This is a genomic window from Psychromonas sp. (assembly GCF_047632955.1).
Lineage (GTDB): Bacteria > Pseudomonadota > Gammaproteobacteria > Enterobacterales > Psychromonadaceae > Psychromonas.
Genome location: NZ_JBLIED010000003.1, coordinates 57,004 through 70,972 on the forward strand (window position 1 = coordinate 57,004; position 13,969 = coordinate 70,972).

The following is a 13,969-nucleotide window of genomic DNA, read 5'->3' on the forward strand; positions in this document are numbered from 1 at the left end:
GGTTGTTGTTCGGGTTGTTTATCATTGGCACTATTGGAGTGAAAGATATCTTTTACTGCCATTAAGGCAGATGGCTAGTGATAATTCATTCTATAAAACGACAGTCCGGCTTTTGCTTAATGATTAGTCGACACTGGTTTTATTACTGCCTCTTTGGTCGTTTAACTTTGCCCTATATTCAACCTCATGATAATGTTACGTTGATGTTGCATGTAAAAACATTTAGCTTTCCTTTTTATTCCTAGTTTAATGGAAACGGCAACTGCTAATCCCCGCTAAGCTAACTACTGTAAGAGATATTTCCGTGTTAAATACTTTAAAACCTTTCCCATTGTTGTTACTAAGCGGTTTTTTAATAATGCTTGGGAATGGACTGAGTAATATTCTATTACCCGTTAGAATGCAGTTCGATGGTGTTGATGTCGGTAACATAGGTATTGTTCTATCGATGTATTCGGTCGGTTTTTTATTTGGTGCAATCTACTGCCGTCGATTATTACAACGCGTCGGTCATATCCAAACTTTTGCAATTTGCGGCAGTTTAACCGCGGTCGCCATTTTATTGTCCGGGCTCAACAGTGAACCCTTAATGCTTGGCGCAATGCGTATCATTACCGGTTTTTGTATTGCCTGTACAAATGCAACACTCGATAGTTGGTTAGGCCATAGCGCCACGGAAAAAAACCGCGGTAGAATACTGGCAGTTAACCAGATTATAATAATGAGCGCATTATTTGCCGGGCAATTTTTATTAAACTTAGCACCCGTTGGCAGTACCACTTTATTTATTATTGCGGGTATTTTGTTCAGCTTCTCAGTTACTCCAATTGTTATAGGCAGACACAAAGGGCCTTTTATTGAAGATAGTCAGGGCATGTCCTTTTTTACTATTATCAAACTTTCCCCCTTAGGTGTTGTCTGTTGTTTTTTTTGTGGTGTTTTATACTCCGGCCTATTAAATATGTTACCCATATTTGCCAGTAACAACGGTATTCAGGGATTTGATTTATCTATTTTTATGGGTGCAGCCATTGCCGGGGGGATCATATTACAATTTCCAATCGCTTATTTATCAGATAATTTTGACCGAAGAAAAGTGATGTTTGGGATGGTGGTAACCTTCATTTTATTCAGTATTTTAATTCCGTTTTTAATCTATTTAGAATGGTTTAAAGCGACCTTAATTGCGCTGGCAATAACAACCGGCCTGGCTGCTTGTCTTTATCCCATGAGTATTTCCGAAGCCTTTGATAAAGTCATCAAAGAGCAGATCCTCGCAGCAATGGGATCATTACTGGCAATCTATGCACTGGGCAGTATTTTAGGTCCGTACAGTGCTGCCATCGCCATGCAGGCATTAGGTAATAATGCATTATTCGGCTTTATGGTTATTGCAGCACTTTTGTTGCTGATTTTCATCAGTATTCGTATGAATCAATCGGAAGCGCTGGCAATTGACGACCAGGAATGCTTTGTGATGCAGACTCCCAGTGGCGCGGTTTCGGTATTGGATCCGCGGACCGTCTATGCAGAACCCGTATTATCAACAAATTCAGGGGTGAAAATTGCGCTTAAACTGGCCTATGAAAACCCCGCTATTGCGCTCAACATGGTTAAAGGCCTGGCACGACGGGATATTAAAAATGCCAGTCGTTTAGCCGCCGGATTAAGCCAAATCAAAACCGTTGATATTGGTAAATTATATTCTGCCATCGTTCACGTTGCCCCACATAGAAGTATCCGCACGGCGCAACTGTTAACCAATGCTGCACCGGATAAAGCGGAACAACTTGTAGATTGGATAATTACCCAGAATACCGATGATATGTGTAAAATCATCGTGGCCATTGCTGTTACCATGCCAGATAATGGCATTAATATTATGCAGTATGCAGCACAAAATATGGTCGAGAAACATCCTCTGGCGATCCTGGAAATGACCGAAGAATATATTAACATACTGTCCAGCTCGTTGGATGAGATGAGACCTGTTGATAGAATTGCGGTCGATCCGCAGCAAACGGCAACGGAGCTTTACAACCGAATGCAGGATGTAGCACCTGAACAGTCCGCTGAAATAGCAATCGCGATATCCGAAGCTTTACCGGACGCCTCTTTTGACGTGGCAGAAGCTTATCTGCATAATTTATTGTTGAGTGAAGAAAATCCGTTTAAGAAAATGGAATCTATTAAAAACATTCAAAATGCGATTAATTTATATATGATAGAAGTGGCTAACAGCATACCGGAACATGCCGTTCAGGTTGCTAATACCTTTATCGATATCGTGCCCGAAGTTGCATCGGATGTTGTTGAAATTATACAGGATGCAGAGCCGCACTCTGAAACTTATCTGACCCATTCAATCACAGATAAACCGGTAGAAAGCCAGATTAATGAAGCGCTTCAAAAAGCCGTGGAGCTGCAAAGCGTAGACGAAGACTAAAAATAAGAGCGGTGCTTATGCTCTAAAAAGCAGAATCGGTTGATAAAATATTAGCGGGTAAAAATGGATATTAATTTGTTAATTGCAATGTTATTGATTTTTTGTGGCTCTTTCATTCAAAGCGCGACCGGCTTCGGTTTGGCGGTGGTCGCAGCACCGCTATTAATTCATCTGTCTCCTGAATTTATCCCCGGTCCTATTATCATAGTAGGGCTTTTTTTGGGGGTTATTAACAGCCTGAAGTACCGTGCTAACATTTCATTAGCAGGGCTTAAGTACGCAATTCTGGGCCGTATTCCAGGGACGGTTGCGGGTGCGCTGTTACTCTTTTATATCAACATTGCTCAGCTTTCATTATTATTAGGAATCATTGTATTAATGGCTGTTGTAATTAGTTTACTGCCGGTTAAATTAGAGCCGACACCGCGCAGGTTGCTGATGGCAGGATTTTTGTCGGGTTTTTTTGGCGCTAGCTCCGGCATCGGTGGGCCGCCCATGGCGTTATTATTACAACACCAGCAGGCTAATTTAATCCGGGCTAATATGGCCGTTTTTTTTGTGGCGGGCGGTATCATGTCATTAATAGTACAAATTCCAATCGGGTTTATGACCTTGCATCACCTTTATATTTCACTGCCTTTATTACCGGCCGGTTATTTAGGCTATCGTGTTGCACAGCATTTTATTGACCGTATATCACAACAAATTGTACGCCGAATGTCACTTGTTCTATGCACGGTTTCAGGCTCCGGAGCGTTATTCTCCGGGATTATGTCCATTTGGGGCACTTGAGTTTTTGTTGTTAGTCGTATTTTCTGTTGATTTATCCACTCTCTCTGCCGTTAAGAAGTAATATATGCCCGCCAGTTTATGTTTAATTATTGCCACGTTTTTGTGGGGAAGTTCATTTGTTGCATTAAAATATGCGATCGAATTTTATGACCCGACTTTTGTTATTTTTTTTAGAATGTTGATAACGCTAATTACCAGCCTATTTTTTTGGCGCTGGGTAAAACGTTTCAGTTATCGAAAGGGTGATTGGAAGTTTTTGCTCACCATGTCACTGGCCGAGCCCTGTTTATATTTTTTATTTGAGGGTTTTGCGTTGCAAAATACATCTGCATCTCAAGCGGGAGTATTGGTTTCCTGTTTACCGCTTTTAATTGCCTTACTTGCCTTTTATATTTTAAAAGAACGATTATCTAAAGCGATTCTGACTGGTTTTACTTTGTGTATTTCGGGTAGCATTTTGTTAACTATTTATTCCCCCAGTTCAGTACATGCCAGTAATCCGGTCCTGGGTAATTTTGTGGAGTTTTTAGCCATGATCTGTGCGGCTTATTATTCGGTCAGTATTAAGTACCTTTCCGGACGTTATTCCCCTTTCACTTTGATCGCACTGCAGGGAGTAAGCGGCTCGCTATTTTTTGCACCTTTTTTGCTTTTTAATGAACTGCCGGTTATACATAACAGTAACGCACTGCTTAATATTCTTTATCTTGGCACAGTGGTGACCTTTGGCGCCTATGGTTTATACAATTATGCATTGACCAAAGTGTCAGTATTAACCGCGGCTTCTTTTTCTAATTTGATACCAATATTTTCACTGCTATTATCTGCAATACTATTAGGCGAGCGATTAAACAGTGCTCAATGGCTGAGCATCTCTATCGTATTTGCGGGTATTATAATTAGTCAGAAACATAAATCGCCGCCAATACCAACGAGTACTGAAATTCAAAATGTATAAAGTAATCAGAACATCTGCAAATGTAAACATTATCGGCCGTTAGGTTGCCGATGATAAGAATTAAAAAAAAGGGGTTAAGGCTATTAAGCCTTAACCCCTTTTTTGTCAGTAGAAATCGGTTTTATGAGATTTTTATTTTGTGAACCTTGGAACCAGCGGGTTTTACTTTTGGCGCTGTCAGTTTTAATAAACCGTTGACCAGTTCGGCTTTTATTTCACCTTCTTTAATGTTTTTTTCGACATTAATGCTGCGGCTAAAGAAACCGCTTTTGATTTATTTTTTGATAACATTATCTACTTCAGATTCTTTTTCTTCATGCATCTTAGCTTCAATGGTCAATAAACCATCCTGAAGCTGGACGTTGATGTCCTTTTTATCGACACCGGGCAACTCAGCAACGAACACCTATTTATCATCTTTTTAAATAATATCTACACGAGGTTCAAAATAACCCGCACTGCCTTTGAGTTTGTATAATGCAAAAAAATCATCGAAAACATGCTCAGGGCTTAACCATTGACTTCTTGGTACTATGTTCATAATTCCCTCCTCAATGTCATTTCTCTACTTTAACTGAGAAAATTATTTTCTCGACTAAAGTAGAGAACGAATGCTGAAAGAACAATGCCATAGCTCTAATAAAAAATGATATTTGTTTAATTGGTCATAAGTAATATGTTTACTTTTCAACGGATCAAAATACTGTTGCTGCTCTGAAATTAATTTAAGTTTTAATGACAGTTAGAGGAGATGCAGAAGAAGATTATTGATACTAATGGTATGGGGGAATTTGTGAAAAGATAAAACAGAGGTTTTTGTTCCTCTGTTTTACTTCTCTGACCTTAACTTAGGTCACCTTAATTTATCTTTTCTTTTTATTTTTATTCTTTTCTCTGCGAATAGCAGCAGGGGTGTTTTTTGCTTTTTGCGCCGAAAGCATTTGGTTGCGCTCCTGCGTTGCTTTGTAACGGCTTTTTTTCAGCGGCTTGTCACTGGATTGCTCATAATGGGCGGGCAGGGAGCTGTCAATTTCATAACCGGGGTAGATAATACGTTCAAACTTACGGCCAATGAGGGCTTCTATATTATCTAAAAACTGCTCATCTTTAGGGCTGACTAAAGATACCGCTGTGCCACTTTTACCTGCACGACCTGTACGGCCGATGCGGTGAATATAATCTTCAGCTAAAAAGGGAAGATGAAAATTGACCACGTAGGGTAAATCAGGAATATCAAGGCCACGCGCTGCTACGTCTGTCGCCACTAAAACACGGACGCTGCCGGCAGTAAATTTCTCGATCGCCTGATTACGTGCACCTTGGGTTTTATCTCCATGGCAAACTGCGGTTTTGATACCGTCAAGCTGTAACTCTTTTGCTAACAGATTGGCACTCTCTTTGGTACCAGCAAAGACCAACACCTGTTTCCAGTTTTTAACACCAATTAGCTCCGATAAAAGCTCGTGCTTACGGGTTTCAGATACCCAGTAAACCTGCTGTTTAACCTTGCCTGCAGTGGAGTTCTGCGGTGAGATTTCTAATGTTTTCGGAGTGCTTAATATCTGTTTTGCTAAGGTTTTAACTTTATTTGAAAAAGTAGCTGAAAACATTAACGTCTGATGTTTTTGTTTGATCCCTTCCATCAGTTTTTGGATGTCAGTTAAAAATCCCATGTCTAACATACGGTCCGCTTCATCAAGCGTAAGGTATTTAACATGAGAAAGATCGACATTACGTAAGGTTAAATGTTCCAGCAGGCGTCCGGGAGTTGCGACTAATACATCAACACCGACTTTAAGCATTTTGGTTTGGGTATCCATACTACGGCCACCGGCAACAACACCTGAAGTTAGTGGTAAAAACTGACTGTATTCTTTTACATTTTCTGCAACCTGGGCTGCTAACTCCCGCGTAGGGGTCAGTATTAAGGCTTTAATAGTTGTATTTGTTGTCGGTTTTTCATTGGCGTTTTTAGCTAATATATCCAGAATAGGCAGGGTAAAAGCCGCTGTTTTTCCGGTGCCGGTCTGTGCGCTTGCAAGCAGATCTGACCCGCTACGGATAAGCGGAATTGCCTGCTGCTGAATCGGGGTTAAGTTTTTATATCCGCAAGCTTTAACAGCTTTTAATAACTCAGCAGATAAGCCTATTGCATCAACACTCATTTGATCACCATTTTTATATTTTTTGAAAGTTTAATTGGCCGCGAGTATAACAGTTACAAAAAAAATGGAGCTAATAATATGAAATATTTTGTTTGTGCTAAATATCTTAAGTTTTGCTCTTTTATATCAAATTTAAAGTCGCTATTGACTGCTATTTTATGCTTTGCATGGCGCTTATGTTTTTGTCCGAATACTATTTTGTGACTGCAGGTTTATGCTTAGAATGAGGTAATTACCCCGCTTTACTGTTATTCTGCTCTTCAGATTTATAAATTTGTTATTTTAATTATAAAATTTTTTTCCGTCACTTCTTATTTAACGAGCTTTATATGGAACTTGTATTTTCACTGTTACAGCAATTAAGTGTGTATCTGGTGATAGCCTATTTATTAAGTAAAACCCTGCTGTTTATGCCTTTGATTACGGTTTCTGGGCATTTTTCACAGCGTATTGCCTGCTATGTGGTGTTTAGTCTGTTTTGTATTCTAGGAACCTATTTTGGTCTGAGTATTGAAAATGCAATCGCTAATACGCGTGCCATTGGTGCTGTATTAGGGGGCTTGCTAGGCGGTCCGGTGGTGGGGTTTGCCGTTGGCTTAACGGGGGGGATTCATCGTTACAGCATGGGCGGATTTACCGATCTGGCTTGTGCTATATCAACCACGGCCGAAGGTCTGTTAGGCGGCTTAGTCCATGCTTATTACTTTCGCCGCGGTTTGGTTGATAAGATATTTAGACCGGGCTGTGCCTTTACTGTGTTGGTGGTCGCAGAAATAATGCAAATGAGTATTATTCTGTTGGTGGCAAAACCCTTTGATCAGGCACTGCATTTAGTGCAGGCCATTGCTTTGCCGATGATTATTGCAAATGCCTTCGGTGCGGCACTGTTTATCGGAATTATTCAAGACAGAAAGGCAATTTATGAAAAGTATTCAGCGGCTTTTTCTAGTAAAGCCTTAAAAATAGCGCATCGTTCCGTGGGCATTTTAAGCGAAGGTTTTAACCAGCAAAGCACCAAAAAAATTGCCCAGATAATTTATGAAGAAACCGGAGTAGGGGCTGTTTCTATTACCGACCGCGATAAAATACTCGCCTTTATTGGTATTGGCGCTGACCATCATTTACCCGGTACGTTGATCTCATCTGACTACACGCGGCGGGCAATCAATAATAAAGAGCTAATCTATGCAGATGGATATGAAATAAAATATCAATGTTCATTACACGACAAATGTAAATTAGGCGCGGTCTTGGTTATTCCATTAGTCGGTGGCGAAGAGCAGGTCTTAGGCACTATTAAACTTTATGAGGCAAAGCAGAAATTATTTACTTCACTTAACCGCAGCCTGGGTGAAGGCTTAGGTAAGTTGTTATCAAATCAGATATTAACCGGGCGTTATATTGAGCAGCAAACGCTATTAACTCAGGCAGAATTACGTTTACTGCAGGCCCAGGTTAATCCGCATTTTTTATTTAATGCGTTAAATACAATCAGTGCCGTAATTAGAAAAGATCCCAATCAAGCACGCGATCTCATTCAACATTTATCACAATTTTTCCGCCGTAATCTAAAAAATAATATAGAAAGGGTGACCATTAAAGAAGAGTTGGCACATATTACCTCCTATCTTGAAGTGGAACTTGCGCGTTTTTCCGATAGATTAGAAATTGATTATTTAGTTGATCAGTCGATATTAAATGTTTACGTGCCGACCTTTACGCTGCAACCTCTGGTTGAAAATGCGATTAAACACGGAACGTCGACGCTTCTGGCAAATGGTAAAATAAGGATCACCGGCACTTTGATTGAACTTGATAAAAAACCTCATGTAAAATTGCAGGTTATCGATAATGCTGGCACATATTTGAGTGGCGAGACGGAATCCGGGTTAGGCTTGCAGATTGTCAGTAAACGCCTGCAAAATACCTTTGGTGAACGTTTTGGTTTGCAAATGAGCTGCATCAAGGGGGAATCTACCTCTGCCGAGATAATTTTTCCGTTAGTCAATGATACTGTTAATAGGGCTACTTAATGTTTAAAGCGATTGTAATAGATGATGAGCTGTATGCACGCGAAGAGCTGATTGAATTGTTAAATGAAACCGGTGAAGTGGAGGTTATCGGCAGCTGCCCGAATGCGATAGAGGGGCTTAAAAAAATTCATGCTCTAAAACCCGATGTCATTTTTTTAGATATTCAGATGCCGCAGATAACCGGGTTAGAGATGCTTAGCATGCTCGACCCCGAAACCATGCCGCAGGTTGTTTTTGTTACCGCCTATGATGAATATGCACTGCAGGCGTTTGAAGACAACGCCATTGATTATCTGTTAAAACCGGTCGCTGCAAAGCGTTTACTAAAAACGCTAAAACGTCTGCAGGTATCGGCCGCCTCTCAGGATTTTACTGCGCTCACAAAATCGCACTTAGAATTAGTGCCCTGTGCGGGCTATAACCGCATTATATTAATTAAACCGCAGGACATTGAGATGGCTTATTCGGATCAATGCGGAGTACATGTTATAAGTCGAGATAGCGAAGCGCGGGACAATCAAATCATCTGTTCGCTGAGTTTAAAAGTGTTAGAGGAAAAGACCGTCTTGATCCGCTGCCATCGCCAGTATTTAATCAATCCGACGGCTATTCGTGAGATAAAATTATTAGATAATTCTCTCGCCGAAATTATAACCACTAATGGCTCAGTGGCACCCGTTAGCCGCCGTTATTTAAAAGCGTTAAAGGACCGTTTTGCGCTTGGTTAATTTTTTCGTATCAAATTCCCACGCCAGCCAGATCCGCTAAATTTTCTTATCGACCACTTAAATTGATATATGACCACTGAGCTTATTAGCTAATGAATCTATTTTTAATCTCTGTACTGTGGTGGCTAACAGTTGGATTTGAATAGTGCCGTACACAGAACGATGTTTAGTTATTGTTAAGATTATTACCGGAATAAATACTTTCTTTTAATCATCTTTACTCGAAATAGTTGAATATCAACCTCTCTATTTGACTCCTGTTTACCTTTCTTAATTAACTTAAATACAGTGAGAATAATATGATTTGGTTCCTATTTTGTGTTGCAGCGCTGCTCGGTGGATATTATATCTACGGGGCCATTGTTGAAAAGATTTTTGGCGTCAATAAAAAACGTACAACACCCGCTTTTAGTAAACAGGACGGTGTTGATTTTGTGCCAATTAAAACTAAAAAAGTTTATTTAATTCAGTTATTAAACATTGCCGGTGTGGGCCCCATTTTCGGGCCAATAATGGGCGCGTTATACGGCCCGGCTGCGATGCTTTGGATTGTTGTCGGTTGTATCTTCGCCGGCGGAGTACACGACTATTTCTCGGGTATGTTATCCGTACGTAATGGTGGTGCATCGGTGCCTAAATTGGCCGGTAAATATCTTGGCCCAACCGCAAAACACTTTATGAATATTTTCGCCCTGGTTTTACTTTTACTGGTTGGTGTTGTGTTTGTATCTGCCCCCGCGAGCATGATAACCAATCTGGTTAATTCACAAACTGATTTGGCAATGCCGACGATTATTATGGTTGGGATTATCTTCGCATATTATGTTCTTGCGACTATGGTGCCGGTTGATAAAGTGATTGGACGTCTTTACCCTTTCTTCGGCGCGTTATTAATATTTATGTCCGTGGGTCTGATGACAGCATTGGCTTTCTCAAGTGATCATAGTGTATTAGGCGGTTATGAATTGAGCCAAATGTTCGTTAATATGAACCCCCATGATTTACCATTATGGCCTGCGTTATTTATTACTATTGCCTGTGGTGCGATATCTGGATTCCATGCGACACAATCACCGCTAATGGCACGTTGTGTTGAAAATGAAAGCAGTGGTCGTTTCGTATTTTACGGTGCGATGATTGGTGAAGGCATCATTGCATTAATCTGGTGTGCACTGGCATTATCATTCTTTGATTCTGTAGATGGCTTATCAGAAGCGATTCTTAACGGTGGTCCAGGCAGTGTTGTTTATGATTCATCGATTGGTCTGTTGGGCATGTTCGGTGGTATTGTGGCATTCATGGGTGTGGTTATCTTGCCTATCACCTCTGGTGATACAGCGTTCCGCTCTAGCCGTTTAATTATGGCTGAATACTTTAATATGGAACAAAAATCTATCCGTAATCGTTTGTTAATGGCGATGCCGCTGTTTGTTATAGGTGCAATCCTTACTCAGGTAGATTTCGGAATTATTTGGCGCTACTTTGGTTTTGCTAATGCAACCACCGCTGTGATGATGTTATGGACCGCGACAGCATACCTGTCACGTCATAATAAATTCCATTGGATAACCACCGTACCGGCGATGTTTATGACCACCGTTGTTGTCACTTTCATTTTAAATAATTCAACCCTTGGTTTTGGACTGGCAATGAATATTTCAACCGTCGTTGGAATCCTAACCGCGCTAATGATCACTGTTTATGTTATTAAACGCTCAAAAGGTAAGATAGTAGAGGACGAGGTTGTTGATGGTGAGCAGGGACACGTCACTAATCAGACCGCGAGTGAAACAAATTAAACGATTATAAAATAGAAATAAAACTCAAAGCATAGTGGTTATTCGAAATCGAATAACCACTTTTTTTATCTTATAAAAATTACAGTTACAGAATCTTTATTTTAAATATTAATTCAATCAATATGCAAATACGCTGCCTTCCGCTTTTTTTCTTCCTGAACAAACAAACAAACAAACAAACAAATAAACTAACTCACCTTTACAACCAATGTTTACCAATCTTTTTTTATTAAATTATCTGCGCGACAGGAAAATATCTGTTTAATCTCGGTGATTTCAATAAAGAATTAATTAACTTTGTAAAAACAATAAATTATAGATAAAATCCTAAGAAACCAAGTATCAATTAAATTGATACTTGGTTTGTCTGTATTCTGATCATAATAAAATCTTAGTTAAGGTAGATTGATGAAATATTCTTTAAAACAGCTGGCTGTTTTTGATGCTGTTGCCAGCCAGGAAAGTGTAAGTGCTGCCGCACGAAAATTATCCATGACCCAGTCCGCCGTGAGTATGTCACTTTCACAGTTTGAAAATGTATTAGATCGTCCGCTGTTTGTGCGTCAGGGTAACAGATTGTTACTAAGTCACTGGGGACGCTGGCTGCGCCCGCGCGCAAAAAAACTGTTACAGGATGCTCAGCAAATTGAACTGGGTCTGCATGATCAACAGTCCATTAGCGGTCAATTTTCAATCTGTGCAAGCCAAACGGCAGCGGAGCATATTTTACCCTCGCTTATCAGTAAAATTGATACTGACTTCCCCGAATTGCGAATTGGATTGAAGGTTGAAAATACCGAGCTGGTTGTTCAAGGTGTTATTAATCATGATTATGAGATGGGAGTGATCGAAGGGCGTAATGATGACCATCGTCTTCATCAGGAAACCCTGTTAGAGGATCACCTGGTTGTTTTTACTAATCCAAATCATTCCTATGCCAGACATGAAAAAATAAGTCTTGCGCAGTTAGAGCAGGCTAAATGGATTCAACGCGAGCACGGTTCGGGAACGCGTCATATTTTTGACGCCGCTGTACAGGGCCAAATTGATAATATTCATGTGTGGAAAGAGTATGACAGTGTTCCGGTGATCAAGGCATTGGTGCTAGATGGTTTTTATTTAGGGTGTTTACCTTTTCTAGACGTTATCAAAGAGGTAAAAGAGGGATCACTGGTTATTCTGCCAACACCGGATCTGAACATGAAACGCAGTTTGTCCTTTGTGTGGCGTAAAGACAGCGGTGAAAATCCGCTTCGTGATTGTGTTATTGCAGAGGCGCGCAGACTGGTGAATTATTATAAAAAACAGATGGATAACAGTAACTTAAGCTAGCTTGAATGCTTGTATGAAAAAACGGATAAAACAAGTTAAGCTTGTTTTATCCGTTTTAATAATTTTAACTATTTTACTTAAGCAGCATCAACCTGTTGTTTATCATCTGGGCAACAGTGCAGGGTAATAAGCTCAGCTATTTGACTGCGACTAATCACACCACAAACAACCCCTTGATTAACAACCGGATAGATAGAAGGGCGTTTAGCTGAGGCACCTTTTAAACGTTGGTCATAACTTTCATAATTATAGCTGGATAACATACCGCTATTGGTCACCGGAAATAAAGCTTCCTTATCGACTACCATAAATTCAAGCAGTACCGAGATAGGTTGTTCGTTACCGACTGATAAAATTTCAGTTTGCATCACAGTTGATACTGGAACAGATAATCCGAGCGCGTATTCTTCTGACCACAATAATCTTAATATGTCCTGCTGTGATACAAAACCGATTAACAGTTTCTGCTTATTTACAACCGGCGCGCCTTTAACATTATGTTTAACCAGTAATGAAAGTGCCTGATAAATACAATCAGTTTGTTCCAATACAAGTGGGTTTTTGTCCATAACGTCGTTTACGGTTAATTTATTTAGTGTGTTTTTCATGATGTTTGGCTCTCCTGAATTGGTTGGCTGTGTGTTTGCCGATAAATTTTTCGGCTGATGCGTGTTGTTTGACGGCGTTGAAATGAAGCTGGCTGTATTTTCTGTTTTTAGCGTGGTGCCTTTCTCCGTTAGCCAATAACCCAAACCTACAAATACACCACCGCCAACGATATTGCCGAGGGTGACAGGGATTAAGTTGTGATTAATAAAGTTTGACCAGGTCAAATCAGCAAAGTCTGCCGCAACAAAACCATGGGCAATAAAAAATTCAGGCTCACTGATGGCGTTAATGACAATGCCCAAAGGAACCATAAACATATTGGCAATACTGTGCTCAAAACCACTACTGACAAACATTGCTACCGGCAAAATCATTAGCACGGATTTGGTTAACATATCCTTAGTCGTAAAGGTCATCCAAATACCCAGGCAGACTAATACATTACACAAAATCCCCAATGCAAAGGCCTGTATCCAAGTATGATGCAGTTTATGCTGAGCAATCTCTATGGCATTAATCCCCCAACTACCACCATCTAAGAGATACATTTTAGCGGTGATAACAAGCAGTACCATTAATGCAGCACCTACAAGGTTACCGAGATAAACCCTTACCCAGCATTTCAATAACTGCGTGGTTGAAAAGAAACCCTGAGCCCAGGCAACTGTTGTTAATACTGTACTGGTGAACAACTCTCCACCACAAACTACAACCAGAATTAATCCCAGACTGAAGGCGACTCCACCAATCAGACGAATCACGCCCCAGGGCGCGCCTTCAGCACCGGTTGTTACGGTGATATAAAAAACAAAAGCAATGGCAATAAAGGCACCGGCAAAAATAGCAAGTGAAAATGACTTGGCTGCTTTTTTGGCAACTTTACCCATTCCATAATCTTCTGCAGTTTGAAACGGGCTGTTTTTTACAGCAGGCACAGCTTGGTAAGTGTTAAGAAGTTTGATAGGGCTATTACTGTCCATAACATCTGTCATGACAAATCATGCCTCCAATAAATGCTTTTGTTGTGTTAGTTGTTTTCATAGATGATTCCCTTTAAGAATATTTGTCAGCGCTGTTGCTCAGCGCACCACCACAATAGGGTAATAA

The 13,969-nt window shown here is 40.3% G+C and carries 9 protein-coding genes and 1 pseudogene; 7 read left to right on the forward strand and 3 right to left on the reverse strand.

Going from position 1 to position 13,969, the window contains the following annotated elements; translation table 11 throughout:
- Positions 1-304: 304 nt before the first annotated feature.
- The 3 genes from ACJAZP_RS03505 (at position 305) to ACJAZP_RS03515 (ending at position 4,196) form a co-directional block, all read left to right on the forward strand.
- A complete protein-coding gene (locus tag ACJAZP_RS03505; RefSeq protein WP_415229346.1) occupies positions 305-2,446 on the forward strand; it encodes an MFS transporter in 2,142 nt (713 codons plus the stop codon).
- 63 nt (positions 2,447-2,509) lie between these two features.
- On the forward strand, positions 2,510-3,238 hold the full coding sequence (locus ACJAZP_RS03510; protein WP_415229347.1) for a sulfite exporter TauE/SafE family protein: 729 nt from the start codon (positions 2,510-2,512) through the stop codon (positions 3,236-3,238).
- A gap of 64 nt (positions 3,239-3,302) precedes the next feature.
- Entirely contained in the window at positions 3,303-4,196 is an 894-nt protein-coding gene (locus ACJAZP_RS03515) for a DMT family transporter (protein WP_415229348.1), read from the forward strand.
- 121 nt (positions 4,197-4,317) lie between these two features.
- Here the strand turns inward: ACJAZP_RS03515 and ACJAZP_RS03520 are convergent.
- Together ACJAZP_RS03520 and ACJAZP_RS03525 are read right to left on the reverse strand one after the other, a co-directional pair.
- Positions 4,318-4,602: pseudogene (locus ACJAZP_RS03520) on the reverse strand (Hsp20/alpha crystallin family protein).
- A 457-nt stretch (positions 4,603-5,059) separates the two neighbouring features.
- On the reverse strand, positions 5,060-6,361 hold the full coding sequence (locus ACJAZP_RS03525; RefSeq protein WP_415229349.1) for a DEAD/DEAH box helicase: 1,302 nt from the start codon (positions 6,359-6,361) through the stop codon (positions 5,060-5,062).
- Between the two features lie 329 nt (positions 6,362-6,690).
- Here ACJAZP_RS03525 and ACJAZP_RS03530 point away from each other — a divergent pair, with 329 nt between their 5' ends.
- The 4 genes from ACJAZP_RS03530 (at position 6,691) to ACJAZP_RS03545 (ending at position 12,253) form a co-directional block, all read left to right on the forward strand.
- Positions 6,691-8,394 carry a LytS/YhcK type 5TM receptor domain-containing protein gene (locus ACJAZP_RS03530; protein WP_415229350.1) on the forward strand — a complete coding sequence of 568 codons (1,704 nt, stop codon included), beginning with the start codon at positions 6,691-6,693 and terminating at the stop codon, positions 8,392-8,394.
- Positions 8,394-9,122, forward strand: coding sequence for a two-component system response regulator BtsR (gene btsR, locus ACJAZP_RS03535; protein WP_415229351.1), 729 nt, complete (start codon positions 8,394-8,396; stop codon positions 9,120-9,122). The genes ACJAZP_RS03530 and btsR overlap by 1 nt, the downstream gene beginning before the upstream one ends.
- 299 nt (positions 9,123-9,421) lie before the next feature.
- A complete protein-coding gene (locus tag ACJAZP_RS03540; protein ID WP_415229352.1) occupies positions 9,422-10,921 on the forward strand; it encodes a carbon starvation protein A in 1,500 nt (499 codons plus the stop codon).
- Between the two features lie 408 nt (positions 10,922-11,329).
- Entirely contained in the window at positions 11,330-12,253 is a 924-nt protein-coding gene (locus ACJAZP_RS03545; protein ID WP_415229353.1) for a LysR family transcriptional regulator, read from the forward strand.
- Positions 12,254-12,330: 77 nt separating this feature from the next.
- On the opposite strand, the gene focA is transcribed toward ACJAZP_RS03545, so the two are convergent.
- Positions 12,331-13,854, reverse strand: coding sequence for a formate transporter FocA (gene focA, locus ACJAZP_RS03550; protein ID WP_415229354.1), 1,524 nt, complete (start codon positions 13,852-13,854; stop codon positions 12,331-12,333).
- Positions 13,855-13,969: the final 115 nt, after the last annotated feature.

Coding starts and splice junctions, on each gene's coding strand:
- ACJAZP_RS03510 (WP_415229347.1), top strand. CDS start 2,510: ATGGATATTAATTTGTTAATTGCAATGTTATTGATTTTTTGTGGCTCT.
- ACJAZP_RS03515 (WP_415229348.1), top strand. CDS start 3,303: ATGCCCGCCAGTTTATGTTTAATTATTGCCACGTTTTTGTGGGGAAGT.
- ACJAZP_RS03525 (WP_415229349.1), bottom strand. CDS start 6,361: ATGAGTGTTGATGCAATAGGCTTATCTGCTGAGTTATTAAAAGCTGTT.
- ACJAZP_RS03530 (WP_415229350.1), top strand. CDS start 6,691: ATGGAACTTGTATTTTCACTGTTACAGCAATTAAGTGTGTATCTGGTG.
- btsR (WP_415229351.1), top strand. CDS start 8,394: ATGTTTAAAGCGATTGTAATAGATGATGAGCTGTATGCACGCGAAGAG.
- ACJAZP_RS03540 (WP_415229352.1), top strand. CDS start 9,422: ATGATTTGGTTCCTATTTTGTGTTGCAGCGCTGCTCGGTGGATATTAT.
- ACJAZP_RS03545 (WP_415229353.1), top strand. CDS start 11,330: ATGAAATATTCTTTAAAACAGCTGGCTGTTTTTGATGCTGTTGCCAGC.
- focA (WP_415229354.1), bottom strand. CDS start 13,854: ATGACAGATGTTATGGACAGTAATAGCCCTATCAAACTTCTTAACACT.